Source organism: Geitlerinema sp. PCC 7407 (genome assembly GCF_000317045.1).
Classification (GTDB): Bacteria; Cyanobacteriota; Cyanobacteriia; order PCC-7407; family PCC-7407; genus PCC-7407.
On record NC_019703.1, the window covers coordinates 2488963 to 2515546 of the forward strand.

20 protein-coding genes are annotated in these 26584 nt (G+C 62.5%); 12 read left to right on the forward strand and 8 right to left on the reverse strand.

Going from position 1 to position 26584, the window contains the following annotated elements:
- Window positions 1-26 precede the first annotated feature (26 nt).
- From GEI7407_RS10205 to GEI7407_RS10230, 6 genes are all read right to left on the reverse strand, one after another.
- On the reverse strand, window positions 27-1565 hold the full coding sequence (locus tag GEI7407_RS10205) for an NAD(P)/FAD-dependent oxidoreductase (protein ID WP_015172075.1): 1539 nt from the start codon (window positions 1563-1565) through the stop codon (window positions 27-29).
- 406 nt (window positions 1566-1971) lie between these two features.
- Window positions 1972-3279: an aminopeptidase P N-terminal domain-containing protein gene (locus GEI7407_RS10210; protein ID WP_015172076.1), complete on the reverse strand. Its 1308-nt coding sequence runs from the start codon at window positions 3277-3279 to the stop codon at window positions 1972-1974.
- A 131-nt stretch (window positions 3280-3410) separates the two neighbouring features.
- The gene (locus GEI7407_RS10215) at window positions 3411-4178 is read right to left on the reverse strand and encodes an MBL fold metallo-hydrolase (RefSeq protein ID WP_041268386.1); all 768 of its coding nucleotides are present in this window, start codon (window positions 4176-4178) and stop codon (window positions 3411-3413) included.
- Between the two features lie 305 nt (window positions 4179-4483).
- The gene (locus GEI7407_RS10220) at window positions 4484-4771 is read right to left on the reverse strand and encodes a hypothetical protein (RefSeq protein ID WP_015172078.1); all 288 of its coding nucleotides are present in this window, start codon (window positions 4769-4771) and stop codon (window positions 4484-4486) included.
- Between the two features lie 201 nt (window positions 4772-4972).
- Window positions 4973-5494: a DUF937 domain-containing protein gene (locus GEI7407_RS10225; RefSeq protein ID WP_015172079.1), complete on the reverse strand. Its 522-nt coding sequence runs from the start codon at window positions 5492-5494 to the stop codon at window positions 4973-4975.
- Window positions 5495-5621: 127 nt separating this feature from the next.
- A complete protein-coding gene (locus GEI7407_RS10230) occupies window positions 5622-5987 on the reverse strand; it encodes a BON domain-containing protein (RefSeq protein ID WP_015172080.1) in 366 nt (121 codons plus the stop codon).
- 791 nt (window positions 5988-6778) lie between these two features.
- Between GEI7407_RS10230 and GEI7407_RS10235 the strand changes: the two genes are divergently transcribed.
- The 10 genes from GEI7407_RS10235 (at window position 6779) to GEI7407_RS10280 (ending at window position 20367) form a co-directional block, all read left to right on the forward strand.
- Entirely contained in the window at window positions 6779-8980 is a 2202-nt protein-coding gene (locus tag GEI7407_RS10235; RefSeq protein WP_015172081.1) for a polysaccharide biosynthesis tyrosine autokinase, read from the forward strand.
- A 48-nt stretch (window positions 8981-9028) separates the two neighbouring features.
- On the forward strand, window positions 9029-10240 hold the full coding sequence (locus tag GEI7407_RS10240) for a polysaccharide biosynthesis/export family protein (RefSeq protein WP_015172082.1): 1212 nt from the start codon (window positions 9029-9031) through the stop codon (window positions 10238-10240).
- A 121-nt stretch (window positions 10241-10361) separates the two neighbouring features.
- Complete coding sequence (locus tag GEI7407_RS10245; protein WP_015172083.1) at window positions 10362-11747, forward strand: oligosaccharide flippase family protein; 1386 nt, start codon at window positions 10362-10364, stop codon at window positions 11745-11747.
- Window positions 11744-12649 (forward strand): glycosyltransferase, encoded by a 906-nt coding sequence (locus GEI7407_RS10250; protein WP_015172084.1) that lies wholly within the window; start codon window positions 11744-11746, stop codon window positions 12647-12649. The genes GEI7407_RS10245 and GEI7407_RS10250 overlap by 4 nt, the downstream gene beginning before the upstream one ends.
- Window positions 12650-12654: 5 nt before the next feature.
- Entirely contained in the window at window positions 12655-13959 is a 1305-nt protein-coding gene (locus GEI7407_RS10255; RefSeq protein WP_015172085.1) for an O-antigen ligase, read from the forward strand.
- A gap of 21 nt (window positions 13960-13980) precedes the next feature.
- Window positions 13981-15075, forward strand: coding sequence for a glycosyltransferase (locus GEI7407_RS10260; RefSeq protein WP_015172086.1), 1095 nt, complete (start codon window positions 13981-13983; stop codon window positions 15073-15075).
- A gap of 76 nt (window positions 15076-15151) precedes the next feature.
- On the forward strand, window positions 15152-15811 hold the full coding sequence (locus GEI7407_RS10265) for a serine acetyltransferase (RefSeq protein ID WP_015172087.1): 660 nt from the start codon (window positions 15152-15154) through the stop codon (window positions 15809-15811).
- Window positions 15801-16868: a glycosyltransferase family 2 protein gene (locus GEI7407_RS10270; RefSeq protein ID WP_015172088.1), complete on the forward strand. Its 1068-nt coding sequence runs from the start codon at window positions 15801-15803 to the stop codon at window positions 16866-16868. The genes GEI7407_RS10265 and GEI7407_RS10270 overlap by 11 nt, the downstream gene beginning before the upstream one ends.
- Before the next feature lie 50 nt (window positions 16869-16918).
- Window positions 16919-18127: a DUF563 domain-containing protein gene (locus GEI7407_RS10275; protein ID WP_015172089.1), complete on the forward strand. Its 1209-nt coding sequence runs from the start codon at window positions 16919-16921 to the stop codon at window positions 18125-18127.
- Entirely contained in the window at window positions 18127-20367 is a 2241-nt protein-coding gene (locus GEI7407_RS10280) for a carbohydrate-binding protein (RefSeq protein ID WP_015172090.1), read from the forward strand. Before GEI7407_RS10275 ends, GEI7407_RS10280 begins: the two co-directional genes overlap by 1 nt.
- Here the strand turns inward: GEI7407_RS10280 and GEI7407_RS10285 are convergent.
- Window positions 20339-22801 carry a hypothetical protein gene (locus GEI7407_RS10285; RefSeq protein ID WP_015172091.1) on the reverse strand — a complete coding sequence of 821 codons (2463 nt, stop codon included), beginning with the start codon at window positions 22799-22801 and terminating at the stop codon, window positions 20339-20341. The genes GEI7407_RS10280 and GEI7407_RS10285 overlap by 29 nt on opposite strands.
- 283 nt (window positions 22802-23084) lie before the next feature.
- Here GEI7407_RS10285 and GEI7407_RS10290 point away from each other — a divergent pair, with 283 nt between their 5' ends.
- The gene (locus GEI7407_RS10290) at window positions 23085-24179 is read left to right on the forward strand and encodes a nitronate monooxygenase family protein (RefSeq protein WP_015172092.1); all 1095 of its coding nucleotides are present in this window, start codon (window positions 23085-23087) and stop codon (window positions 24177-24179) included.
- Window positions 24180-24213: 34 nt separating this feature from the next.
- Window positions 24214-24927, forward strand: coding sequence for a heterocyst differentiation pentapeptide repeat protein HetL (gene hetL / locus GEI7407_RS10295; RefSeq protein WP_015172093.1), 714 nt, complete (start codon window positions 24214-24216; stop codon window positions 24925-24927).
- 209 nt (window positions 24928-25136) lie between these two features.
- Here the strand turns inward: hetL and GEI7407_RS10300 are convergent, their stop codons facing one another.
- Window positions 25137-26447 carry an alkaline phosphatase PhoX gene (locus GEI7407_RS10300; protein WP_015172094.1) on the reverse strand — a complete coding sequence of 437 codons (1311 nt, stop codon included), beginning with the start codon at window positions 26445-26447 and terminating at the stop codon, window positions 25137-25139.
- Window positions 26448-26584 lie beyond the last annotated feature (137 nt).

The following is a 26584-nucleotide window of genomic DNA, read 5'->3' on the forward strand; positions in this document are numbered from 1 at the left end:
TAGACGCTAGTGAGACCTTCGCTGTGTCAGCAGCCAATGGCTTCTAGCATTTGCCAGTGCTGGGCGATCGGCGCTAGGGTGTTGGCCGCGATCATGCCGCTGGCCGCCACAGCCGGCAGACCGATGCCGGGAAAGGTAGAGTCCCCGCAGCACAGCAGGCCGGGTAAGGGCGTCTTGGGGCCGGGAAAGAGCGCCTGACCCGCCCGCAGAGCAGGGCCGTAGGAGCCGCGATGTCGCCGCAAAAAGCGCTCGTGGGTGAGGGGCGTGCCGACCAGGGTGACTTCGCAGCGCGATCGCACATCGGGAATCACGCGCTCGAGCGATCGCCAGAGAACTTCGGCCCGACGCTCTTTTTGCTGGCGATAGGCCTCACTGCGCCGGTCCAGACCCTGCCAGAGATCGTAGGGCTCACTACCGGGAGTATAGGCGTGAATCACCTGCTTACCCAGCGGCGCCAAGGTGGGATCGAGCAGCGAAGGAATCGAGATCAGGGCGAGATTCTGGGGCGACGCAATGCCCAGGTTCCAGTCCTGCACGACGATGTGGTGGCAGGCGAGATCGGCGGGCAGATCGCGCCCGTCGATCCCCAAGTGGAGATGCATAAAGCTCTCGCACTCGGGCGTAGACTGGCGATCGCTGACGAATCTTTGCGGCAGGGCTCCCGCCGGAATCAGCGACAGGGTATCCCACACCGACGCATTGGAGACCACGGCGCGGCGCGATCGCAGGATCTCTCCGCTGCGCAGGTGCACCCCCGCCGCGCGATCGCCCTCCACCAGCACCTGCTCGACGTGAGCACTGAGCCGGAGCTTGCCGCCAAAGCGCTCGAGCCCCCGCACCAGGGCCGCCACCAGCGCTCCGCTGCCGCCCACGGGATAGTCTAGCTGCACCCCGGGCCGATACCAGTCTGCGAACATAAAGGCTACCTCAGCGGCGCTCGTTCCGTCCGCAGGCAGGCCCGACAGCAAGAAGCACAGCATATCCAGCCAGCGATCGATAAAGGGATCCTGGATCACCCCTTGCATCACCTGCCGAAATGATCCCGTCAGCTTGGAAATATGGGGGAGATGCTTGAGCAGAGAGGGGGCGTAGCGACCGGCGGTCACCACAGCGCCCCAGTCAGCCCGCAGTGCCGCTGGTGGAAGGGCGATCGCAGCTTCTGCCAGCGGCTCCATATATTTCTGGAGACGCCGCCACTCTGCGACGGCGCTCTCCCCTCGCAGCCGCCGCAGCACCTCACAAAACTGGTCCGCCCCCACCGAAGTTTCGAAGTCTCCCTCCGGCAGGCAGCATCCCCAGGTGTCATAGGTGATCCACGCTAGATCTTCGTCGAGGGCATCCAGCACCTGACGCAACGGATTGGGAGAGGGACTATAGGAGAGACCAGAATAGAGAGAAGGCCCAGAGTCAAAGCGAAAACCCTCCCGCTCGAAGCCGTGGGCAGCCCCACCCGCTAGGCTATGGCTCTCGCATACCGTCACCTCGAAGCCGTAGCGCGCCAGCAGTGCCCCGCAGCACAGTCCGCCAATGCCGCTCCCAATCACGATTACATCTGTCTCTGTCATGCCCACTTAAATTAATCTCGATGTCCTACGGCGATCGCCCTGAGAGGATGTTTGAGAAGCCAAAGAATTGCCCTCATCCCCCAACCCCTTCTCCCAAAATTGGGAGAAGGGGAGTGAAATCTCTCTCCGAATCTCTCTCTTTCTCTCGCATCTTGAGAAAAATCCACCTTCGGAAATTTAGGTTGCAGAGCTCTAGCGCAAAGTTTCAGTTCTCTCTTTTCTTGCCTCTTTTGTTAAAAAAGGAGATCTTTGACTTGGTGCAAGATCTAATCTTTCTGTTTCTTCCACAGGCTAGCTCTGCTAGTCACCCTAAAGCTGCCCACCCACTCTCTCGAACAAGAAATAGAAAGTAGATAGACAGCTTGAGGGATTTAGAAAGAAATAGAGGCCACGCCCGGGAGAACGGTTAGCGCTCGAGGTCGGCGATCGCCTTGGGTACCGCCGCCGTCAAGACTTCGTGGCCCGTGGCCGTCACCAGCACATCATCCTCAATGCGGATGCCGATGCCGCGCCACTGCTCCGGTACCTCCGGCTGTCCCTCCACCGGCTGGATATCCGGGCCAAGATAGAGACCAGGCTCCACCGTCACCACGTGACCCGCTTGGAGACTTTGCCAAGTATCCCCGTGCTTGTAGACCCCCACATCGTGGACGTCTAGGCCGAGCCAGTGACCGGTCCGGTGCATATAAAAAGGCTTGTAGGCTTCCTGCTCGATCAGCCCGTCCACGTCGCCGCACAGCAAGCCCAGATCGACTAGCCCCTCGACGAGAATCCGCACCGCTGTGTCGTGAAACTGGTTGTAAGGGTTGCCCGGTTGGACTTGGGCGATCGCCTTTTCCTGGGCCTCCAGGACAATGGCATAGAGCGATCGCTGCTCCGCCGTAAAGCGGCCGCTAATGGGAAACGTGCGGGTGATATCCGAGTTGTAATAGTCCACTGCGCACCCCGCGTCGATCAGCAGCAGCTCGTTGTCCTGCATTTGGCGCGTGTTTTCGACGTAGTGGAGAATGCAGGCATTAGGCCCGGAGGCGACGATGGAGGGATAGGCCGGCCCCATGGCTCCGTGCATCCGAAAGATTCGCTCGATCTCGGCCTGCACCTGATATTCGTGCTGTCCCGGCGCCGCAAACTGCTGCGCGTGGATGTGGGCCTCAGCCGCGATCGCCGCCGCGCGGCGCATCTGCTCCATTTCCGCGTCGCTCTTGATCTGGCGCATGGCGTGAAGGATGGGGCCGGGATCTTCGAGGGCGACGGGACCGGTCCCGGTGCGCGGATACTGGGCGATGCAGCGCTGCCAGTGGCGCAGCACCGTGTCATTGAAGGCGCGATCGCGCCCCAGGTGATAAAAAATGCGATCGGCTCCCCGGAGATACTCCGGCAGCTTGGCGTCGAGCTCCTCGATCGAATAGGCCTCATCCGCCCCGTAGCGCTCCTTGGCGCCCTCGACCCCCGCCCGATAGCCCGTCCAGACCTCCTGGCGCGGATCGCGCGGCTGCACAAACAGCACAAACCGGTGCTCATCGTGGTGCGGCGCCAGCACCGCGACCGCCTCCGGCTCATTAAACCCCGTCAGATAAAAGAAATCGCTGTCTTGGCGATAGTTGTACTCAACGTCGTTGTGCATCACGGCCATGGGAGCACTGCGAATAATCGCGGTCCCCGAGCCGATTTTTTGCATGAGCTGTTCGCGGCGGTGACGGTACTCTGGGTGCATAGGGTGGAAACGGAAATTAGCAAAATTAACGGGGCCTCAGGTCGGCCAAAAACAGCGCGATCGCCGTATTTCAACCTTATCCCAAGCGCCCCAAAATTGGCCGTTTCGCCGTGCTTTCAGGTCAAAAGCCCCTAGAAGCCGTAGCTAAACACCGTGATCACCGGGCCATTTTCAGGAATATCGGCCGAGCTGAGACTCATGGAGCTGCCAATGCGCCGCACCGGCGTCCCCTCCATCAGCGCCAAGAACTCTTCTACCGCCACGATGTCGCAGGCGTTGGGATCGGCGGCCTGACTGCGGAACTGCGTCGGCACGATCATCTTGGGATTGAGGACTTGGATAGCCTCCTTGGCCTGTTGCGGATTGTAGGCCTTGGGGCCGCCGCCCACGGGGATAAACAGCACGTCGGGCCGCCCCATCAGGATTTGCTGCTCGAGGGTGACCGGAGCCGCTGCGCCGCCCATGTGCAGGATCTTGACGCCGCCCTGGGTCCACTTCCAGACGATGTTACTGCCAAAGCGGCGGCCATTGAGCCGGTCGTGGTCCGTCAGCAGCCCCTGGACCTGGAAGCCATCAAACTGGTAGACGCTGGGCTCAAACAGAATGCGCGGCGATCCGGGCACCTCTTCGACCGCGCCTTCATCTAGGAGGCGGCTGCTGATCAGCACCAAATCGGCGTCGACCTTGGGCGATCGATAGTTAGCGGTACAGCCGATGGGCTGGAAGGGATTCACCAAGATTCGGCGACCGCTGCCGCTAAAGAGGAAACAGGTATGGCCGAGGTACTGGATCGACAGCGGGCCGGTGGACTGGGCCTGACCGCGATCGCTCGATGCCAGGACAATGCCGCCGGTCACCAGGCTCGCACCTGCGTAGCGCAAGAAATTCCGTCGCTTCATGTTTTGTGAATCATCCCCTCAAAAGTTTGGTGCTGGACTCCAAAGAGCCGCGATCGCCCGTCGCTACCAAGCCTTGCCCAAGGCCCAGCCAAACGTCAGGCACGCTATAGCCATTGGAAGTCCTGGTCTCGGTTTTGTTCCTGTTCGACCAGGGGTGCTAGACACACCAACTCCCTATGGTGACACACTCCTACCCCGATGCTGACGCGCAAAGGCCAGCTTCCCGACCTCCCGCGCAGACAGAGGCGTTTGCCAAGCCCGGGTGCCTGCCAGTCGACAAAATCCCCTGCCCATCCCCCGTCAGCCTAGGAGGCGCGGGGCCGGCGACGGGTGCGCAGCCACATGAGCAGCCCCGTGATTAGCAGCGTTAGCAGTCCCAGCGCATTCAAAAAGGGATAGATCTTGGACAAGTTCACGACGCCGAAGTTGCCTCGATGGAGCTGGATCAGCCAGAAAAACTGCGATTCTTGGCCCGTCAGCTCCGCAAACTGAAACAGAGATCCCGTCACTAGGGTCAGCAGCAGCGGCAGAGCCATGATGGGCGCTAGGGCCATGTGGAGGTGGCGGACCTTAAGGGGGTTAATGCGTGGCATGGTGGTATTTTCTCTTTGTTTCTTAAAAATTTGGTGGGAGGTGGCGCGACGCTGGGCAGCTGCGATCGCGCCTCTCATCACCCTCCGCCATTGTCCCCCAGGGAACAGGCCACAGCCCGGGCCCAACCATGACAAAAGGGAGGCGATCGCCTCCCTTTTGGACGTGAAACTCGATGCTACTTTGGCACAGGAGCACCGCCCCTAGCGCTGCATAAAGCGCCCCGCCAGATTCAGCGCGTCTCCCACATCAAAGCTGCCGTCTCCATTGGTATCTAGGAACGAATGCAGCACCGGGTTAGAACCCTGGGCAGACTGCGTCGGCGCCCCCGTCTTCAGCAGATTCAAAATAATGGGCACCACCACCGGCAGCAGCGCCTGCACGGTCTCCAGATTGAGGCCTGTGCCCTGGGAGGTTGCCTGAGCCACTTGCTGCTGCTGCTGAGGCGAGAAAAGCGACTGCACCGCCGCCGGGCTGGGCTGGGTTCCCCCAAACTGATTCACGATCGCCTGGGCCTGGGCCTCGCCCCCCGCCTGGCTTTTTTCCTGGAGGGCGCTGCGCACAAAGCTTCCCACCAGCGAGATCATGGCCTGGGTCGTGTTGGCATCCAGGTTGCGGCTGCCCGACAGCTGCTGCACCGCGCCCAAGATGCTGCCCAGCTGATCGGGGCTGGCCTGCTGATCGGGGCTGTTGATCGCCCCCACAATGGCATCAAAGAGTCCCATAGTTTTCTTGGTTATTTTTCTGATTAATCAAATTTTCAGATTCACTGGATAGATCCTTCAGGCCCAGAGAAGAGCCGTGGCGTTTCTCTGGACCTGAAGATGGAGTCCCAAACGCTCCTAGCCGTCTCTAGCCAACTTCAACTTGGCTGGTGTCAACGCTGGTTGCCCCCCGGACAGTGCGGGCAACGTTCACCATCTTGTCCAAGATGGCCTGGTTGGGAGCTTTGCCCTTGAGGACGACGGTGCCGCCGGTCTGAGCGACAAACACGGTCTCGATATCGTCAATTTCGGCGTCCTGGTCAAAGGCCAGAGCAACGCGCTTGGCCAGACCGCTCTGGTCGTACTCGCCGGTCAGGCCCATGCGCTCTGGGGGGATGGTTTCCTGGGCCGTGGTGTTGGTGGCTGCGGTAGCAGCAGGCGCTGGGCCAGGATTGGGCGAAACCTGAGCATTTTGAGGCTTATTAATCCCAAAGAGTCGTTGTAGCCAAGCCATAGTTTTAGATTCCTCTTGATTGAAATGATGGATGAAAAGCGTGAACGAGTCTTGGAGAAGATTTGTGCAGCTACCAGAGTATTTTCGGAGGAAATTCCGGGAAGGTGCGGTATTTTTTAGGCAATCCTCAGATTTCGCAGATCGGGTGGTTCCAAAGTTGCCAGTCTGATAGGGCGGTGGGCGATCGCGCTTCTAGCCGAAGGGCCGGACCGGTTTAGACCCGCTAAACTCGCTCCTCGCTTCTAAGGGGATCAAGCGATACTGGCAGTAGGTCCTAGCCGCGATTTCACCGAATCTCAGAGGACTTCGGAAGCACTAGTTGCGATCCGACTGTATTTCAGGCGCTGCATCTCCTTTACTCTGACCCCATGGTCGAGAATGTTGCTCAGGGTGACCACTGTCGATTGATATAGATTCCAAGGCTGAAATGGGAGAGATTTTCGCTAAGATTTGCGATCGCCCTCGATTAGAGCCGATTTCTTAGAAGATCCTGGAAGGGCAAATCTCTTCGTGGGACAACCGCAAAATAGCTGAACCATTTCAGTCCACCTGCGCAGGGAAATGGTGGAAATTACGGGGCAAACCTGCGATCGCCCGCTTGTTTGGGGAACTCTTAGACAGAATGGGGCGATCGCCGCGGCGATCGCGCCAAACTTGAAAGACACACCGTCGGTTGGATGCCCACGGTAGAGCACCCCAGAGCACCACACGGGCCTGAAAATGGCCCTTGCCGGACTTCTTGCCGGCCTCAAACCAAATCTTGAATGGGTCTTGGCTGTCAGCTTTCCACTATGGAATTTCAACACTATCCAGAAGAAATTGACTTTCAGAAGTACTGGCTGATCCTCAAGCGCCACTGGCTCCCCGCCACCGGAGCTTTTCTGCTGGCGGTCTGCGGCGCTGCGGCCATGGCGTTTACCGCTGAGCCAATTTACGAGGCTCAGGGCAAGCTGCTGCTGAAAAAGAAAAATACCACCTCGGCCTTGGTCACCGACGCCAGCGCCAAAGTCGGCGAGCTCGACACCCTCAGCGACAAGGACACCCCCCTCGACACCGAGGCTGAAGTCATCCGCTCGACCCCGATCGCCGAAGAAGTCATCACCTCCATGGGGCTCCGCAGCAGCTCTGGCAAACCCATGAAGCCCGAAAGCTTTCTGCGGGGGCTTGAGGTCAAAACCATTCGCGGCACCGACGTTTTGCTGATCACCTACACCAGCGACGATCCCCAGGAAGCCGCCAACGTGGTGAACGTGCTGATGGAGATCTACATCAAGGAGAATATTCGGGCCAACCGCGCTGAAGCCACCGCTGCCCGGAAGTTCATCACGGAGCTGCTGCCCAAGACCGAAGCCAGTCTCCGGCAGGCTGAGGCCCAGCTGCGCGACTTCAAAGAGCGAAACGGCGTCATCTCCCTGAATGAAGAAGCCCGCACAGCCGTGGAGTCCATCGCCACCCTCAGCACCATGATCGCCCAGAGCGAGGCCATGCTCCAGGACGCAACGGCGCGATCGGGCCAGCTCCAGCGATCTCTGGGCATGGATGCTCGGCAGGCGATCGCCATGAACGCCGTCGGCGAATCGCCCGCCGTTCAGCAGGCCCTGTCGGAGCTACAGCAGATCGAAGATGAGCTGGCCGTGGCGCGGACCCGCTACCAAGAACAGCACCCAACGATCGCGGGCCTCCGCCGCAAGCAGGCCGCCCTCCAGAGCCTGGTCCAAGAGCGGGTCGGCCAAGTCCTCAACGGCACCCCCGCCAGCGACATCAACCCCAGCTATCAGTCCGGCGAGCTGCACCGCACCCTCACCAACAACCTCGTCGAGACAGAAAATCAGCGGCGCGGCCTACGAGAGCAGGTCACCGCCCTGCGCGAGTCCCAGGTACAGTATCAGCAGCGCGCCAACGTCCTGCCCCAGCTCGAGCAGCGACAGCGCGACCTAGAGCGACAGCTGGCCACCTACCAGTCCACCTACGACATCCTGTCGCGCAACCTCCAGCAGGTTCAGATCATCGAGAACCAAAACGTTGGTAACGCGCGCATCGTCAGCTCAGCCTCCTTTCCCAGCAAGCCCGTCGGCCCCAACAAAAAAGTGGTGCTCATGGGCGGCATGGTCGTGGGCGGCATGCTTTACCTGATCGTGGCGTTTGTTTTCGAGCTGATCGATCCGACGGTCAAAACAGCCAAGGAAATTCGCAATCTGTACCAGTACACGCTGCTGGGCATGATTCCTCGCTCCAAGAAAAAGCGGTGGTGGTTCGGCTCCGGCAGCAACACCAGCGTCCCCAAGGTGGTCGTCCAGGAAGCGCCCCACTCGATCATCAGCGAAAACTATCGGATGCTCCAGGCCAACCTGCGCTTTTTGAGCCCCGATCGCGAGCTGAAAGTGATCGTGGTGACCAGTCCCGTCCCCCAGGAAGGCAAGTCTACGGTGTCGGCCAACCTCGCGGCGGCCATGGCCCAGCTGGGTCGGCGGGTGCTGCTGGTGGACGCGGACATGCGCCATCCTATGCAGCATCACGTCTGGCACCTCACCAACTTGGCGGGCCTGAGCAACGTGATCATGAAGCAAACGGACCTCTCCGAGGCCGTCAACCCCGTGATGGACAATCTGGACGTGCTGACCTGCGGCGCGATTCCGCCCAATCCCCTGGCGCTGCTGGACTCCCAGCGGATGCAGTCCCTGGTTCAGGAGTTTGGGCAGCAGTATGACTTTGTCATCATTGACACACCGCCGATGGTTTTGATGGCGGATGCCCTCAGCCTGGCCAAGATGACCGACGGGATTTTGCTGGTGTCGCGGCCGGGGGTGATCGACACGGTGACCGCGCGGGCTGCTAAGGAGCTCCTCAATCAGTCCGGGCAGCCTGTCTTGGGCCTGGTGATCAATGGGGTCATGCTCGACAACGAGCCAGACAACTATCTGCACCACGCGCAGTTCTACAGCGGCTATGACGAGTCAGCAGCCACGCCAACTTCGACGATGGTGCCGCGCTAGATGCAGTCAGTTTTGCTTTGCCGGTCCCCCAAGGGGAGTGCTATTGCTATGTCTCAAAAGGTTTTTTGCGGGGCGATCGCAGGCGTCGCCCTGATGTCCAGTGTGCTAGTGGCCCCTGCAGGGCGATCGCAGTCTAGCCTGCCGCCCCTGGCCCCTGACCCGACCACCGGTCCGATGCCGAGCCCCAGTCCGGCGCCTCGTCTCGAGCCCAGTCCTAGACCATCAGAAGGGCGATCGCCCGCTGAGGTGACGCCTTTTCCCTCCGAACCCCTTCCCCGCCGCCTGAGCGCCCCGGCGGCCAGTCCCTCTCCTATCCCTGACACCAGCGCGGTCAACCAGCTGACGGGCCTCAGCTCCGGCTATCTGCTTGGCCCCGGCGATCAGGTCGATCTCAATGTGTACGAGTATCCCGAGTTCACGGGACCGCGCGTCGTGTTGCCCGACGGCACGATTGCGCTGCCGCTGGTCGGCAGCGTCATGGCCGCCAACCGCACGCCGGACGAGCTAGCTCAGGATCTGACTCAGAAGCTCAGCGCCTGGCTGGTCAACCCGGTGGTGAGTATTGGCTTGACGCGCCTGCGCCCGGTGCGGATCAATGTCTCGGGCGAGGTGCAGCGGCCCGGACCGGTGCAGCTGCGCAGCCCGACGGATTTTGAGAACAGCACCGTCATTTCTGAGCTGCCGACGGTGGGTCTGGCGCTGCTCCAGGCAGGGGGTGTGACCCGAGAGGCCGACCTGCGGAGCATCACGGTGCAGCGCATCTTGCCCGGAGGCCGGGTGAGCGCCGTCAACGTGAATCTGTGGGAGGCACTGATCTCGGAGGAAGCGCCTTCTAACTTGATTTTGCAGGACGGGGACTCGGTGTATGTGCCGACGCTGGCGGAGGGCGATCCCCTCGATCGCCGCCTGATCGCGCGATCGAGCATCGCGCCGGAGCGGGTGCGGGTGCGAGTGGTGGGAGAGGTGAAGCAGCCCGGAGAGGTGCTGGTGCCGCCCAATAGCTCCATTTCTGGGGCGATCGCCATTGCAGGCGGCCCCACGGACAAGGGTTCTCTAAAACACGTTCGCTTTGTGCGCATGGAGGACAATGGCCGGATCAGTGAACAGGAACTCGACCTGCGGCAGCTGAACGACACCTACCAAATCCAGGACGGGGACGTGGTGTATGTGGCCAAGAAGGACGGCTTCCGAGCGCTGGATGTGGTCGGTCCCCTGGTCTCCCCCCTCAACTTTTTGCTCAATCTGCTGCGAGGTTCCTAATCCGGGATTTCTCGGCTAAAAACAGGATCAGGCAATAATTTTATACAGAGGCATACGCACATATGGCTGAAGATCGCCCGTTAGGGCTCCCGGCGATCGCCACTAGAGGAGGGCACCCCCGATGAGCTTGCGGTCCCAGGTGATGCGCGGTGGCGTCTACCTCGCCCTGCGCCAAGGACTCGGCATGGTGATCAGCCTAGGGGGCGTTTTGCTCCTCACTCGCACCATCGGTCCCGACCAATACGGCATTTACACGGCGGTTTACAGCCTCTTTTGGTACCTCCAGACCATCAGCCAGCTAGGCATCAGCGTCTACCTAGTCCGGCGCGAAGGCCAAGAAGAGCAAAAATTTATCTACGACCAGGGCTTCACTTTGCTCCTGCTGATGGCCCTCAGCGCCGTGGCGATCGCCTTTGTCGGGTTGCCCTGGATCGGCCAGTGGGTCCGCCTAGAGTCCTTCCAGCCCGTGGCGCGCACCATGCTCTTCACCCTGCCCCTGGTGCTGGTGGGCCAAGTCGGCATGGCCCAGCTCGAGCGAAAGCTGGACTATCGCCGAGTGGCCCTGATCGAGCTCGCCAACCAGCTGATGTTTTATCTGGTGGGCCTGGGCTGCGCCTTCCAGGGGATGGGCGTGTGGGCTCCGGTGGCAGGCTGGTGGGCGCAGCAGGCCCAGTCGGTGATCTTGCTGCTGTGGGCGGCTCGCTACCGCCCCCAATTTCACTGGGATCCCAAGCTGATTCGGGAAATGCTGGGCTACAGCGTCGGCTTTTCGGCCTCCTACTGGATTTGGCAGGCCCGAGTCCTAGTCAACCCGCTGATCGTCGGTCGCTACGCGGGGGCCGATGCCGTCGGCTACATTGCGCTGGCGATCCGGATGGTCGAGGTGCTGGGCTTTGTCAAAGGGGTCACTTGGCGCATCTCCATTGCGGCTTTGGCCCGCCTCCAGGATGACACCGAGCGCCTGCGCAAGGCCGTCAATGAAGGCATGGGGCTGCAAATTTTGGCCATCGGGCCGCTGCTGGTGGTGCTGGCGATCGCCCTTCCCTATCTGCTGCCGGTCATGTTTGGCCCGGAATGGCTGCCCGTCTTGAGCGTTTTCCCCTTCATTGCCCTCAGCTCCCTCAGCAACTCCCTGTTCAACATGCACTCCTCGGTGCTGTACGTGCTCAAGCACAACTGGCACGTGAGCCTCTTCCACCTGGCCAATATCGTCCTGTTTGGCGGCGCGGCTGCCGTGCTGGTGCCGCGCTTGGGCCTGGTGGGCTATGGCTGGGCCGAGATGGTGACATTGCTGAGCTATTGCGTCATTCACTATTCCCTGAGCAAGGCCGTGGGCAGCCCTGACTACCGCCTCGCCGGCGTGTGGTGGGCCGGGCTCAGCCTAGGGCTCTTTGTCTATCAGCTGGGCTGGTGGACCCTGATCGCCGTCGGCGCGATCGCCCTTCTCCCCCAAACCCATCGCCAAATCAAAGCCTACATTCACAGCCTGAGGAGCAGCAAAGCGTGACTCCCCCTCTCGTCAGCATCCTGATCAACAACTATAACTACGGGAATTTTTTGGCCGAGGCCATCGAGAGCGCCCTTGCCCAGACCTATCCCCACACTGAAGTCATCGTGGTAGACGACGGCTCCACCGACAACTCCCATGAGGTCCTAGCGGAGTACCGCGATCGCATCCAGGCCATCTTGAAGCCCAACGGCGGCCAAGCCTCCGCCTTCAACGCGGGCTTTGAGGCCAGTCGCGGCGACCTGGTGTGCTTTCTAGATGCCGACGATCTGTTTCAGCCCACCAAAGCCGCCGCGATCGCCCAGATCTTCACCGATCACCCCGAAGCGGAGTGGTGCTTTCATCCCCTTAGCTTCCAGGGCGCCAACCTCGCCAGCGCCACCGCCACCGCCAAAACCGGCCTCGCTGGCGTCTATGATCTGCGAGAACCCATGAGTCGCGGCAAACTGCGCGGCTACCTGCCCATTCCCGGCACCGCCACCTCCGGCATGGCTTTGCGGCGATCGCTCTTGGCGCGCATCCTGCCCATGCCCGAAGAGATCAACATCACCAGCGATGACTACATCAAGTACATCGCCCTCGGCATCACCCCCGGCTACGTCAGCCTCGACGAGCTCGCCATCCAGCGCATCCACGGCAACAACGCCTACACCTTTCGCGCTGACAAGCGTCCCCTGCGCGCTCGCATTCACATTCTGACCGCCTTCTGGATCAAGACTCACTTTCCCGAGCTGACCACCTTCGCCAATGGCCTCTTCGCCTCGGGCCTCAGCATGGCCTGGGGCCGCAAAGATCTCGACCCGGGCGTCACCCCTATCATCGACAAATACCTCGATGCCGCCAGCCTCAGCGAAGAAGCCAAAATCTACCTGCGCGCCCTCTACTACCGACTCAAGCGGTAACTGCCATGCTGGCCTACTTTGAGAAACGATTTGCCATCTTCGGGCTGATCTTCCTCAGCGACGTCATCGGCGTCTATAGTCTCTTTGTCGATCCTGACCCCGCTGCCGACAGCGGCGGAGCCTACAACCCCCTGTACCCGGTCTTGTCTTTGATCCAGTACAGCGTGTACGGCATCACCTTCTTTTTGCTGGTCGCGAGGCCCCACGGCTCAGTTCGCACGGTGCTTCGCGACCCGCTGGTTTGGTGCTTGACCCTGCTGGCCCCGCTGTCCTTCCTCTGGTCTGATGTCGGCACCGACTCCCTGCGCAAGGGGGTCACCCTTTTCCAGACCAGCACCTTTGGCCTCTACTTGGCCACCCGGTTTACGCCCCGCGAGCAAATCCGGCTGCTGACCTGGGCCTTGGGACTGATTGCGCTTTTCTCATTGCTGTTCACCCTGGCAAAACCGGGCTCGGCCATTGAGGCGGGCGCCAATGCTGGCTCCTGGCGAGGCCCCTTTGTGCAAAAAAATATCTTTGCGCGGGTAGAAGTGCTCTCCGCCGCAGTCTTTTTGGTCGAAATCATGCTGGCTCAGCATCCGTCGCGCTGGATTTGGGGCGGGTTTTGGCTCTCGCTGCTGCTGGTCTTCCTCACCGGCTCCAAAACAGCCCTGCTGGTCTTCATTGCGCTCCTGATTCTGGTTCCCCTTTACCGAGCCCTGCGCTGGAATACAACCATTGTGATTCCCATCATCATCACGGTGCTGCTAATCATGGGCAGCCTCACAACGGTGGTCGTCGGCAACTGGGAGGGACTCTTGCTGGGGCTAGGAAAGGACCCGACCCTCAGCGGCCGCACTCACCTGTGGGAAATCGCCCTGGAGAAGATCGCCAACCGGCCCTGGCTAGGCTATGGCTATATGGGGTTCTGGCAGTCTCGGGGCGAGGCGTTTGATATCTGGAAGGCGGTGGGCTATCGGCCTCCCCATGCCCACAACGGCTATATCAATATGGCCCTCGATTTTGGCTATGTGGGCTTTGGGCTGTTTGCCATGAGCATTATCGTCAATTTTCGCCGCGGCATCGAGTGGGTGCGCTCGGGCACAACGGCTACAGAGATCTGGCCGATTCTCTACGTGACCTTCTTTTTTCTCTACAACTACAGCGAAAGCACAATCGTGCAGCATAATTCGCTTTTTTGGGCACTGTATGTGGCAGCAGGGCTGACGATGCGGCGGGTGTCGCGTCATCGAATGGCTGAGGCTCCGCCGCCGCCGGTCGTGAGGCGATCGCCGGTTTCTCAGGAGAGCCAGTTCAACCCTGAAGCATAGAACACCGGTGGGGGGAGGCCCATGGCAAAGTTTGCGTTTTTCTTGATGGATCTGCGGGGTGGCGGCGCGGAGCGGGTGATGCTGAATCTGGCCCGGGGCTTCGGCGATCGCGGCCATGAGGTCCATCTGGTCTTGGTGCGGGCGGAGGGGCCGTATCTGAGCCAGGTCCCGCCCCAGGTGAAGGTGGTGCGCCTGGAGGCCCGGCGGCTGCTGCTGAGCGTGTTCGCCCTGGCCAACTATCTGCGGCGGGAGCGGCCAGCGGCGCTGATCTCGGCCCTGGAGGACACCAATATCATCGCCCTATGGGCTCAGCGGCTGGCGCGGGTGCGCACCGAGGTGGTGGTGACAGTCCACAACACGCTGTCTCGGGAGGCGCGCAGCTCGACCCAGCTGAAGCGACGGCTGGCCCCGACCCTGGCTCGCTGGTTCTATCCCTGGGCCAAGGCGGTGGTGGGGGTCTCCGAAGGGGTGGCCGCGGACCTGCGCCAGATGGGCCTCCGGCGGGCGATCGCCATCTACAATCCCATCGTGACCCCGGAGGTGCTAGAGCAAGTCCACGCGCCCCTGGATCATCCGTGGTTTGGGGCGGGGGAGCCACCGGTGATCCTGGCGGTGGGCCGCCTGGAGGCCCAAAAGGACTTCGATACGCTGGTGCGGGCCTTTGCGCAGGTGCACCCGCAGCGGCCCTGTCGGCTGATGATCCTGGGCGAGGGAGACGAGCGATCGCGCCTGGAGGCCCTAATTGCGCAGCTGGGCCTGACCGAGGCCGTCGCCCTGCCCGGCTTTGTCGAGAACCCCTACATCTACATGCGAGACGCTGGGGTGCTGGTCCTGTCTTCGGCCTGGGAAGGCTTTGGCAATGTGCTGGTGGAGGCAATGGTGGCGGGCACGCCGGTGGTCTCCACGGACTGCGAGAGCGGCCCGGCGGAGATTTTGGCGGGGGGAGAGTATGGCCGACTGGTGCCGGTGGGCGACGCGGACGCCATGGCCCAGGCGATCGCCCTCACCCTGGCCACGCCTGACCCGCCCGAGCGCCTGAAGGCCCACGCCATGACCTTTTCTCTCGATCGCGCCGTGACGGAATATCTGAGAATTTTCGGAGAGTCTTCGGTGTGATTTTACGCTAGGATGTGGGCGATTTTACGGATTGTCCCTCCTCGGCCCCGAGCTGCTTTTATTGCTGCAACTATCTATGAACAGCCCCGTAAAAATTCAGAGCCCCGCTGAGATCTGGCACGCCTGGCAGGCAGACCTCGATCGCTACGTCTACATAGCCGGGGGCAAATATCCCCCGCTGCTGATCGTGCTCACCGACCAGGGCATGTGGATGAGCACCCAGTACCGCTTCAGCTACTGGGTCCATCACCATCTCAAGGTGCCGGTGGTGCGGCCTTTGATGAAAGTTTTCTGTGCGATCTGGCAAAAGGTGATTGAGATTGTCACCTCCAGCGAAATGCCTAACCGAGCGGCCATCGGCGGCGGGCTGCTGATCTCCCACGGTCACGGTATCTTTTTACACTGCAATGCAGTGCTGGGGGAGAACTGCAACCTCGGTCATGATGTCACCATTGGGGTCGGCGGTCGGGGGGACAAGCGGGGCACACCGGTCTTGGGCGATCGCGTCTATGTGGGGCCGGGCGCGAAGATTTTTGGGGCGATCCGGATCGGCAATGACGTAGCCATCGGAGCCAACGCCGTCGTGACCAAGGACATCCCTGACAATGCGGTCGCCGTGGGCATTCCGGCCAAGGTGATCAGCTACCAGGGATCGCGGGACTTTGTGGTGTACCGGGGCCACGAGCTGGACCTGCTAGCCGACGAACTGATCCAGGAGCAGACCCTTGAAAATTAGCATTGGCATTTTGGCCTACAACGAGGCCGACACCATCGCCCCGACGCTGCGATCGCTCTTTTCCCAAAGCCTGCTCACCGATCCGAGCCACCCCTGGCAAGTGGAGGTGGTGGTGGTGCCCAACGGCTGCCGAGACGCCACGGCGACGGTCTCCGAGGGGCTGCTAGCTCAGCTCACCACCAGCTTGGGCCATGGCCGCGTCACGGCGCGGGTGTGCGAGGTGACGCGCCCCGGCAAATCCAACGCCTGGAATTTGTTTGTTCACGAGTTCTCGGACCCGGCGGCCCAGTACCTGCTGCTGATGGATGCCGATATTCTCTTCATCGAGCCGGAGACCCTGGAGAACGTGATCGGCACTCTGGAGACGACCCCCGAGGCCTGGGTCTCGACGGATCGGCCGGTCAAAGATGTCTTTTTCAAGGCCCAGAAAACCTGGAGCGATCGCCTGTCTATGGCGGCGTCTCGCGTCTCTGGCGGCAATGCTTCTTGGATTTGTGGCCAGCTCTACGGCGGGCGGGCGGAGGTACTGCGCCGGATCTGGATGCCCCTGGACATCCGGGTGGAGGATGGCTTTTTGTGGATGATGGTCGTCACCGACGGCCTGCGATCGCCCACCGACCTCCGCCGGGTGCGCCGCGCCGATCGCGCCTCTCACCAGTTTGAGGCCTACACCGGCCTAGAGGGCCTCTTCAAGCACGAGCGCTGGCAGATCGTCGGCAACACGATTAATTCCCTGATCTATGAAGAGATTCAGCGGGCCGTCGGCCAGGATCAGCCTGCCGGGGCCTACGTCGCCCAGCGCAACCGCGACAATCCCCGCTGGGTGGCCGAGCTGACCCAGGCCGCCGTAGAAAGTCGGCGGTGGCGGGTGATTCCGCGATCGCTGGTATTTCGGCGCTTCCGCAGCCTGCAAAACCGATCGCTGCCCCTGGCGATCGCCCTGTTTCCGGTGGTTTTGGCGGCTTTTCTGCTGGATTTGGTGATTGTCTTCCAGGCCCTGGGGGAACTCTCTCGGGAAGGCGATCGCCAGTTTCGGCCTTCTTCCCAGCTGTCCTAGTTCTGGCGAAGGCAGCATCGATCTATTAAGCGGCAAGGATTCTCCAAACTATGGCCAGAGCAGTCAAGGCAGCCCCCCGAGCCTCTGTCTCCCTCAAAGACAACCTGAGAGAAAAACTTTTTTGGGTTAAGGTATACGCCCTGCGAAGCGCCCGCTGGCTCGCCAGTCTGGTCTGGCGCAAGGCTCTCGATCGCTCGGCTTCTATGGCGCTGCTGCAGCCCGACACGGTCTATCAGGTCCAGCCGACCCCGGTGGACACGGTGCCGTTTTGGTCCGAGGACCGGCAGGTTTCGCTGACCCTAGAAGACTTGCAAAACCCCGAGCACCTCGGGGAAGAGGATATTTATTTTGAGCCGGACTCGGTGTGGCGCTTGACCACGGGCGATCGCCACCGCAGCTTGGCGCTCACGCGCTCCGGCATCGCCCTGATCAACCAGCGCTTGCTGCTGGATCTGGACTTCGGCAACGTGGCCGGCTTCAAGGAATCGCCCTTCAAACGCCAGATCGTCGAGTACCCCCTGGTGGTCGCGCCCTGGACCCACCTGACGTCCTTTGCCTACTACGGTTTCGTGGCGCTGGTGCTAGGCAAGCTGTGCCGGATCGAGAAGGCCCTGGGGCCGGAGATTTGGCAGCAGGCCAAGGTTTGCTATCCGCTGTTCAACACGGCCTACGAGCGGGAATACCTGGCCAAGCTGGGGATTCCGGCGGAGGCGATCGTGGACACCCGCCAACAGGGCGTGCAGATCCGGGCGCGTCAGCTAATTCTGGCCAACAGCCAGACCAAGGTGAATCGCGTCAGCCCCGAGGACGTGGCCCTGGTGCGATCGCGCTTTTGCCTGCCGGGGGTCCAGCAGGGAACGCGGCGGCTCTTTTTTCCGCGACGGGGAAAGCGCGTGATCACCAACCAGGACGCCGTCTGGGAGGTGCTGGAGTCCTTCGGGTTTGAGGTGGTGGACGATCGGCGGCGCACCGTGGATGAGCAGATTCGCCTGTTTCAGGAGGCGGCCTTTGTCGTGGCTCCCCACGGCGCTGGTCTGACCAACCTGATGTGGTGCCAGCCGGGAACGAAGGTGCTGGAGCTTTTCTACGGCGGCTACAAAAAGGCGGGCTACTACTACCTGTGCAAGCTGCTGGATTTGGACTACGGCTGCGTGCTCGATCGCTCCAATGCCTCCGAGCATTTCGTCTACCAGTACCACGACATGACCATTGACCCTGGGGAGCTGCGCCACGAGCTTCAGCGGCTGCTGGCAAGCTGATGGCTAGATCAAAAGCGCTTTGGGGCGCGATCGCTGCTTTGGGGCTGGCGGGGTGCGGAACCTGGCAGGTTTGGGCTGAAAGTCGCCCACCAGAAGCCTCCCAGGCGTCTTCGCCCGTCAGCCGCGATCTCGTGCAGGCCCCCTACGAATGGCGCAACGTGGCCATTGGCGGCATGGGCTTTGTGACGGGCATTGTGATCCATCCCCAGGATCCAGAGGTGGTGTACGCCCGCACCGACGTGGGCGGCCTGTTTCGCTGGGAGGAGGGGGAGCAGCGCTGGGTCGCCCTGATGGACGGCCTGCCGCGATCGCAGCGATCGCGCTATGGCATCGAGAGCGTGGCCCTCGACCCCACCGATCCCCAGACGGTTTACGTGGCGGCGGGCATGTACCTGCGCCAGGACACCAGCGATATTTTGCGGTCCCGCGACGGCGGCCGCACCTGGGAGGCTGCTGGCCTGCGATCGCCCACAGGAAAGCCTGTCCGCATGGGCGGCAACGAAGAGTGGCGCTGGGCCGGAGAGCGGCTGGCCGTCGATCCCCAAAATTCCCAAAAGATCTACTTCGGCTCGCGCCTCGATGGCCTCTACCGCAGCACCAACGGCGGCGACTCCTGGCAGGCCCTAACCGGTTTTCCGGCCCTGGACGAAAAAGCGCAAATCGCCTTTGTGGAGGTGGGACCCGAGGTTCTCTACGTGGGGGTGATCAACCAAGGGATCTACGCCAGTCGCGACGACGGCCAGACTTGGCAGCGCCTCGCTGGCGGTCCTCCCGAGCCCCAGCGCCCCCAGCAAAGCGCGATCGCCCCTGATGGGACGCTCTACGTGACGTTCTTTCAGCGCAAGGATCGGGGGGGCGGCGTGTGGCGCTATCGCCAGGACCGCTGGCAGGACATCACGCCCAAAGCCAACAAGGACTACGGGGCGATCGCCCTCGACCCCACCAATCCCCAAACCCTGCTGGTGTCCCAGTTTCCCCTCAGCCCCAAGGCCCTCCACCGCTCCCAGGACGGCGGCGACTCCTGGCAGCCCGTCGCGCTCCAGGCCGAGCGGGTCGCTTGGTGGCCTGACTGGCACCTGTACACCCTGATGGGCGGGCTCGCCATTGATCCCCAGCGGCCCCAGCGCGTGTGGCTGACCAATGGCTTTGGGGTTTTGCGGACCGAGGATATTACTCAGCCTCGCCGGGCCTGGCAGCCGATCATGCAGGGCCTTGAGGAGCTAGTCACCTTCGTGATCAAGAGCCCGCCGGTCCCCGGCGGCGCTGATCTGCTGAGCGGGGTCGCGGACATGGACGGCTTTCGCCACCTATCCCGCGATCGCCAGCCCACCCACACCTACGATCGCGGCACGTTTGGCGATACGACGGGGCTGGACTTTTCGGAAGCCGATCCCCGGATCGTGGCCCGCGTCGGCAGCTTCCCAGGCCCCGGCGGCCGCGAAGACAGCCAGTCTCGCGGCGCCTACTCCTCGGACAATGGCCGCACCTGGACGCCCTTCGAGCAGCCGCCCCCCGGCGCGGTCAATGGCAAAATCGCCCTTTCGGCGACGCTCCAGGCCAACGGCAAGCCGGTGATGGTCTGGGCGCCCCAGGACGACGTGTATCCCCACCGATCCCTCGACGGCGGCCGCACCTGGCAGCCGGTGAAGGGCGCTCCCAACCGCACCACCCTCCAGCTCTGGTTTCCCAGTCAGGCGATCGCCTCGGACCGGGTAGACGGCCAGGTGTTTTACCTCTATCACTACGGCCAGGGCGGCACCATGTACCGCAGCGACGACAGCGGCGCGACCTGGCGACCCGTGGCCAAGGGTTTGCCCGATTCGCACAAGCACCATTTGCAGGCCCGACCCGGCCAGCGGGGCGATCTGTGGCTGAGCTTCGAGGGGGAGGCGCTGTACCGCTCCACCGACGCTGGTGAGACCTTCGAGAAAGTGGCCCAGATCGCCGAGGCCGATAAGTTCGCCTTTGGCGGACCTGCCCCCGGACGCACCAACCCGACGATCTTTGTCTACGGCATCATCAACGGCCAGGAGGGCCTGTTTCGCTCCGACGACGCGACCAGTCTGCCGGGTCCCGCCACCGGGGCGACCTGGCGGCGCATTTCCACCACCGAGCAGACCCTGAGCAAGGTGAAATTTTTGGAGGGCGATCGCCGGGTGTTTGGCCGGGTCTACGTGGGGACGGGGGGACGGGGGATTTTTTATGGCGAGCCTAGGGCAAGGCAGGCACCTCGTCCGTGACCGGCTCATCGTAGAGCTTGAGCAGGGGCGGCGGGGGCGCTGGGGTCAGGGGCACCACGTAGCGGGTGTACACCAGATGATCGAGCTGCCAGGGAGTCTGCCAGTAGACGTCTTGGCAAACGGCTTTTTCGCCCTCGGCGGGCCAGCGGACGGTGACGATGCTGATGTTGTTGAGGCCGACGACTTCTCGGCCCTCCTGGAACCAGCGGTTGCGCCAGGGCCAGGTGAGCCACTGGCGCAAGCGAGAGGGCTTTTGGGTGAGGGGCCAGCGCATCCAGGGGACGTCTTGGGCCGGGGGGCGGGGAATCCACTCGAACTGGTACTGCCAGTCGGGGAGAGAGTCGGGGTCCTGAATGGCGATCGCCCAGGCCAGGGTTTCATTGCCCCGAAAGCGATGGATCTGGCGCAGGATCGGCCCTTCTGCGGGCAGGTCGGCCTTGAGATAGCGCACGCCCTCGGGGGAAATTTGCACCTCGACCAGACGGGGGGGCCGGTGCCAGCCCGCCCACTGCTGGGGCACTTCGGGGACGAGCGCCTTTAGCTTGGTGTGGACCAGGCGCGTTTTGGTCTCGGCGTTTTTGTAGGCGCTGGCCGTGAGCTGGGCAAGGACGCAGGCGCGGGGAGAGTGGCGGTTTTCGTAGGACCAGTAGTGGAGGAGCACGGCGCTGCTGTAGTGGATGTCGCCGGTGAGGATCACGACGCGATCGCGCTGGCGAAAGAGCTCCGTTAGCAGCCGGCTAAAGGCCGCCGCGTTCAGGTTCCAGGAGTCCCCAGCGTCGGTGCTGAAGCCCCGGCCCTGGTCGAGGGCAAATAGCTGGATTTGGTCAATTAGCTCCAGGCTGATCAAATTGGTAGGCAGCACCACCAGGGTCAGCGCGATCGCGGGGGGTGTCTGGGCGAGGGGGTCCTGGAGCTGCTGCCCAAAGGCCGTGGGGCTGAGCAGGCGCGGCGGGCTGAAGCCGTCGCCGTCGGTGGGGTAGCCGCGCCAGGTGCGCGTGTCCAGCACCAGCACTTCGTGGCGCGGGCCGCGAACGGTGTAGTGCCAGTTGAGCACCGCATGGTCGGCGATCGGGGGGCGGCGCAGAATTTCGACCGCTTCGTCGGTGATGTAGGTCTGGGCATGAAAAGCGCGATCGCGCTCTGTGACGCTGTCGGCGGTGACCGTCGGTGGCAGGCCCAGGATCTGGCTGATGTCCTGGAGCAGCTCGGGGCGGGTGCCGCAGCTCGCCGACCAATGGCGCACCAGGTCCAGCAGGCGATCGCCCGGTTGACCCGCTTCAAACTGGCTTGGCGTGTTGCCCCAGGCCTGGCACAGCGCGTAGCCCAAGATGGCGTTGGTCAGCACCCGCCGCCCCAGGGGCTTGCTCAAAACGCGATCGCACCATTCCCGATTCAGATACCAGTCATCGGTGACGTCGTGGTCATCGCAAATCATGTAGGTGGGGACATTGGCCAAGGCCCGTCGCACCCGCCCCAGATCGCGGTAAAAGTCCTTGAGCAAGCGGCTTTCCTTGGTCCAGCGCTTGGCGCGCTGGGAGCTGGCCTGACGAATATCTAAAAAAGGCGGCAGATCCTCCGGCCACAGCACCGGCGACCAGACAAACAGGTACATGGCCAGGTATTCGGCCAGGGACAGCAGATGGCTTTTGGCCTTTTCTTCGTTGCCGTGGGCCATGGCCGTGAAGCCCGCCTGACGTTCGGCGATCGCGCACCGCTCCCCCGGCAGGATCTGCGAGGCCAAAAGGGTCTCCTCGGGATGGCGATCGCTGGGCAGCAGCGGCAGCACCTCCTGCCAGCCCAGCAGCGTCTCTCCCGCATCGGTGAGCATCCACAGCAGCGGGTCCGCGACGTCGTCGCCGTAGATCTGGTCGCCGGTCAAAAAGAGCTGGTGGGGACGACTGCGCCCGCTCGTCGCGTGGTGACCAATGAAGTCATCCAGCATCACCAGCGCATCCCGGCCTTCTCCGTGGGGCTTGCGACAGGAGCCATGCACAATGCACAGGTCGTCAAGATCCCCAGGCGGCAGGCTAAAGGTGGGCAGCTGGTGGTCAAAGTAGCTGATGGGTGCAGGCGGCAGGGGATTGGTTTCCTGGGGGGGCGTCAGAGCCGTGATCAGGTCGCGATCGCCAAAGGTCAGATCATAGGCATAGACCTGGTCCGGGGCCAAAACCTGCTCTCCCCGGGGCCGCGCCGTCACCGCCACCAGATGCAAGTACGGCCCCAGCGCCGTCGTGGTCTGCGTTCCCTCCAGCACGACGGCTTGGGGCACGATGCCCTGGCCCGCCTCGGTGGCCAGCACGCTCAGCCGGACCTCGTGGGGCTCCCGCAGCACTAGCCATACAGTCACAGCATCCGGCTCGACCCGACGGAGAACCGGTCCCGTCAAGACCAGCGGCAGGGTCGAGAGGCGATCGCGCAACGGAGTCCAGGCCATGGAGCAAGTTCCCGAGAAACGAAGCAGCAGCGAGGAAAACCCTCAGATGTCTCGATTTTGCGCAACTTCTTTTGGCGCTGCAAGTTCTCCCAGGGGGGATTTGCGCCCGCTCTGGCCCTGGCCAGGACCAAGGGCGATCGCTCCATAGATTCAAGGTTATGAAGTTTTGATTTTGTCAGTCGAAATTCAAAGTTTCTCGACAAAGGTTTGGTTTAATTCAAAAATCAAACCTGCCATACTAAATACTGCTTTATCGCTATTTAGTTAAGATCGCGATTTTCCAATGATTGATCTCCTCCCCTCTCTCCAAATTGGCCCCCACCGCGTCCGCTATCCAATTCTCCAGGGAGCCATGGCGGTGCGCGTCTCCGGGGCCAATCTGGCCGCCGCCGTGGCCGAGGCGGGAGGAGTGGGGGTGATCTCTGCCTTTGGGCTGGGGCTGACGCCTCGCGGGCGATCGCCCCAGGGAGGGTCCTTTGGGGAGGCCACCCAGGCCGCTCTGGTCGCCGAGCTGGCCAAGGCCCGTGCCCAGAGTCCCCAGGGCGTGCTGGGGGTGAATGTCCTGGCCGCCGCCCGAGGCTACCGGGCGATCGCCCGCACCGCCGCCGCCGCTGGCGCTGACGTGATCATCATCGGGGCCGGTCTGCCCCTGGATCTGCCAGAGCATTTGGCCGACTATCCCCAGGTCGCCCTGGTGCCCATGGTGTCCAACGCCGCCGCCGCCCGCACCCTCTGCCAGACCTGGCAGCAGCGCTATCAGCGCCTCCCCGACGCCCTCATTGTCGAGAACTGCCGCACCATTGGCGGGCACTTCAGCCAGTGCGAGCACCTCGACGACCAGGCCCAGCCCCTCCAGGTGGCGATCGCCCAGGTCCGGGCCGCCCTCACCGAGCTCAAGGTAACGCTGCCCCTGATCGCGGCGGGGGGCATCTGGGACCACAGCGACCTCCGCCACGCCCTCGCCCTCGGCGCCGACGGCGTCCAGATCGGCAGCCGCTTCATCACCACCCACGAGTGCGACGCCCACCCCCGCTACAAGGCCTTTCACCTCCAGGCCCAGGGGCAGGACGTGATGGTGGTGCCCAGCCCCGTCGGCAAACCGGGCCGCGCCCTGCGCAATGCCTTCGCCGAGCGGGCGATCGCCGGTTCTCTTCGCCAAGAGCAGCGCTGCATCGCCAACTGTTTAGAATCGTGTTTGTGCCGCGACCACCGCCAGACCTACTGTCTGCTCCAGGCCTTGGCGATCGCCGCCCAGGGAGACATCGAGAACGGCCTCATCTTCGCCGGGGCCGCCATCAAAGGGAGCGATCGCCTGCTCTCGGTCGCCGAGCTGATGACCGAGCTCACCCGCCCCGCCGACTTGTGCGTCCATTCCTAGTCCCCTTGCACCCCGACGACCCGCAGAAATCACCGTGACGATCGAAGAACTCTTGCAGCAATACCTTCAAGGCAAACGACGCTTTTGGGGCGCAGCCTTGCGGGAAGCCGAACTGATGAATGTCGCCCTCGGCGGCATCGACCTGAGCTATGGAGACCTGCGCCACATCCGCATCGGCAAAGCCAACCTCAGCCGCGCCTCTCTCCGCCAAACGGACCTCAGCGAAGCCATTTTGTGGGGGACCGACCTCAGCGAAGCCGACCTCTACCAGGCCGTGCTGCGCGAAGCCGACCTGACCGGCGCCAAGCTGGTCCAGGCCCGTCTTGATGAGGCTGTCCTGCTCAAGGCCAGTCTGGGCGGCGCCAACCTCACCCGCGCCAAGCTCGCCCAGGCCATGCTGATCCACGCCGATCTGCGCCCGAGCTCCGATCAGCGCACCGACCTGGGCTGGGCGGACCTCACCCGCGCCGACCTCAGCTACGCGGACCTGGGAGCCGCCACCCTGCGCCACGCCAACCTCACCCACGCCAAGCTGTGCCGCGCCAACCTCAGCCGGCGATCGCAGTGGGGAGACGTCGTCACCGATCTCAGCCACGCCTGCCTGCGTCACGCCGATCTCAGCTACGCGGACCTGCGGGGGGCCGCCCTGCACGAGGCTGATCTGCGGGGCGCGGATCTCACCGGCACCCTTCTAGAAGGCGCCGATCTCCAGGGAGCCACAATGCCAGACGGCACCGTACAGGGCTGAACAACGGTCCTGAAAAACAGCCCTGCAAGACAAAAACCGGCAGGGATAAGCACCCTGCCGGACTCTGAAGCTGAGGATTGTTGCGATCGCAACAACTGCGCGATCGCGCAGTTAAAGATCAACCATTCAAGATCAAGCGTTCAAGATCAATCTTTACGGTTGCAAGATCCAATACTGTTGGAAGCGCTGAAACTTCAGCGATCGAGCGCTTAGCCGCGCTGCGTCGACCAGGGACCCCAGATCGCGAAGGTAATTCCAGGATTTTGAATGTTCACAAACATGGTGCGGCCCGAGGGCGAGAAGCAAACGCCAGCCACCTCTGAGTCGTTGATGGCGTTGCGGGCAAAGGGGTAAAGCTCGCCCCGAGCATTGACGCCGACCACGTAGTTCGAGCCGTCGCCGTCTTCGCACAGGAAGACATCGCCGAAGGGAGACACGATCACGTTGTCGGGGTTTTCCAGCACCGAGGCGTCGTTGGGCTCCGCGAAGAGCTCCAGATAGCCGCCTTCCTGGGCGATCCGTCCGGGAATATAGCGCCACACCTGGCCCTTGCCCAGCGGTCCACCGCTGGTGCAGGCAAAGTAGATTTCACCGTTGCCGTAGGCGATGCCCTCACCGCGAGCAAAGGTGGCTGCTCCTTTGGAGATGCCTTCGTAGCGGACGGTGTCCTGAGCGGGGTCGACTTCGTCGATGCGCACCCACTCGACGGGCAGGCGCTGGCCGATGCTGAAGCCGCGAGCGGTGTTGACGCTGCCGCTGCCTTGGATCTTGAGGGCTTCGAGGACGCCGCCTTCGGTCAGGACGCTGGACCGGTTGGGCAAGAAGCGATAGAACAGGCTGTCGCCCCGGTCTTCGGTTTGGTAAATGATGCCGGTGCGAGGATCCACGGCGATCGCCTCGTGGTTGAAGCGGCCCATGGCCACCAGGGGCACCGGGGTTACCGGACCGGTCGCCGTTGCCGGAACTTCAAAGTTGTAGCCGTGGCGCTTGGTGACGCGGGGGTTGGTTTGGGGGGTGGAAACGTCTTCTTCGCAGCTAATCCAGCTTCCCCAGGGAGTAGCGCCGCCAGCGCAGTTGCGGAAGGTCCCGGCCAAGGAGACATAGTGGCGCACCAGTTCCCGGTTCGGGCCGACCACGAGGGTGGTCGTACCGCCCATACAGGCCGGGTCGTATTGGTTGGTCGCGATCACAGGGGCGCTGGCGCTGGTGCCCAGCTCGTGGTTGCGCACCAGGATCGTGTTGCCCTGAGAGCCTTCGAAAGCCGCCATACCGTCGTGGTTGCTGGGCGCTGGCGTGCCGTCACTCATCAGATCTTTAGTGCGAGAGAAGGCGCGATACTGAAATCCCCGTGGCAGCTCGAGCAGGCCCTTAGGATCGGGCTGTAGGGGACCATAGCCAGCGCCCCGCGTGGGAAGGCCCTGGGCTTCCCGGGCGTAGAGCTTGCGGAGAGGATCGGCAAGGATCACAGAAGCGGTGGTGGCACCGGCGATCGCAAAGAAGCGGCGACGAGAAAAAGACATGGTTCTCTGGACTCACTAGACTCACAAGGATCGGCGTCTTCGCTGCTGACAAAAGCCGAGCAAGACGTTTCCCAAGGGCTCAGCCTAGAAGACAGAGATCAAGTCCAGAACAACGTTTGTTTAACAATTCATTAAAG

Coding starts and splice junctions, on each gene's coding strand:
- GEI7407_RS10205 (WP_015172075.1), bottom strand. CDS start 1,565: ATGACAGAGACAGATGTAATCGTGATTGGGAGCGGCATTGGCGGACTG.
- GEI7407_RS10210 (WP_015172076.1), bottom strand. CDS start 3,279: ATGCACCCAGAGTACCGTCACCGCCGCGAACAGCTCATGCAAAAAATC.
- GEI7407_RS10215 (WP_041268386.1), bottom strand. CDS start 4,178: ATGAAGCGACGGAATTTCTTGCGCTACGCAGGTGCGAGCCTGGTGACC.
- GEI7407_RS10220 (WP_015172078.1), bottom strand. CDS start 4,771: ATGCCACGCATTAACCCCCTTAAGGTCCGCCACCTCCACATGGCCCTA.
- GEI7407_RS10225 (WP_015172079.1), bottom strand. CDS start 5,494: ATGGGACTCTTTGATGCCATTGTGGGGGCGATCAACAGCCCCGATCAG.
- GEI7407_RS10230 (WP_015172080.1), bottom strand. CDS start 5,987: ATGGCTTGGCTACAACGACTCTTTGGGATTAATAAGCCTCAAAATGCT.
- GEI7407_RS10235 (WP_015172081.1), top strand. CDS start 6,779: ATGGAATTTCAACACTATCCAGAAGAAATTGACTTTCAGAAGTACTGG.
- GEI7407_RS10240 (WP_015172082.1), top strand. CDS start 9,029: ATGTCTCAAAAGGTTTTTTGCGGGGCGATCGCAGGCGTCGCCCTGATG.
- GEI7407_RS10245 (WP_015172083.1), top strand. CDS start 10,362: ATGAGCTTGCGGTCCCAGGTGATGCGCGGTGGCGTCTACCTCGCCCTG.
- GEI7407_RS10255 (WP_015172085.1), top strand. CDS start 12,655: ATGCTGGCCTACTTTGAGAAACGATTTGCCATCTTCGGGCTGATCTTC.
- GEI7407_RS10260 (WP_015172086.1), top strand. CDS start 13,981: ATGGCAAAGTTTGCGTTTTTCTTGATGGATCTGCGGGGTGGCGGCGCG.
- GEI7407_RS10265 (WP_015172087.1), top strand. CDS start 15,152: ATGAACAGCCCCGTAAAAATTCAGAGCCCCGCTGAGATCTGGCACGCC.
- GEI7407_RS10275 (WP_015172089.1), top strand. CDS start 16,919: ATGGCCAGAGCAGTCAAGGCAGCCCCCCGAGCCTCTGTCTCCCTCAAA.
- GEI7407_RS10280 (WP_015172090.1), top strand. CDS start 18,127: ATGGCTAGATCAAAAGCGCTTTGGGGCGCGATCGCTGCTTTGGGGCTG.
- GEI7407_RS10285 (WP_015172091.1), bottom strand. CDS start 22,801: ATGGCCTGGACTCCGTTGCGCGATCGCCTCTCGACCCTGCCGCTGGTC.
- GEI7407_RS10290 (WP_015172092.1), top strand. CDS start 23,085: ATGATTGATCTCCTCCCCTCTCTCCAAATTGGCCCCCACCGCGTCCGC.
- GEI7407_RS10300 (WP_015172094.1), bottom strand. CDS start 26,447: ATGTCTTTTTCTCGTCGCCGCTTCTTTGCGATCGCCGGTGCCACCACC.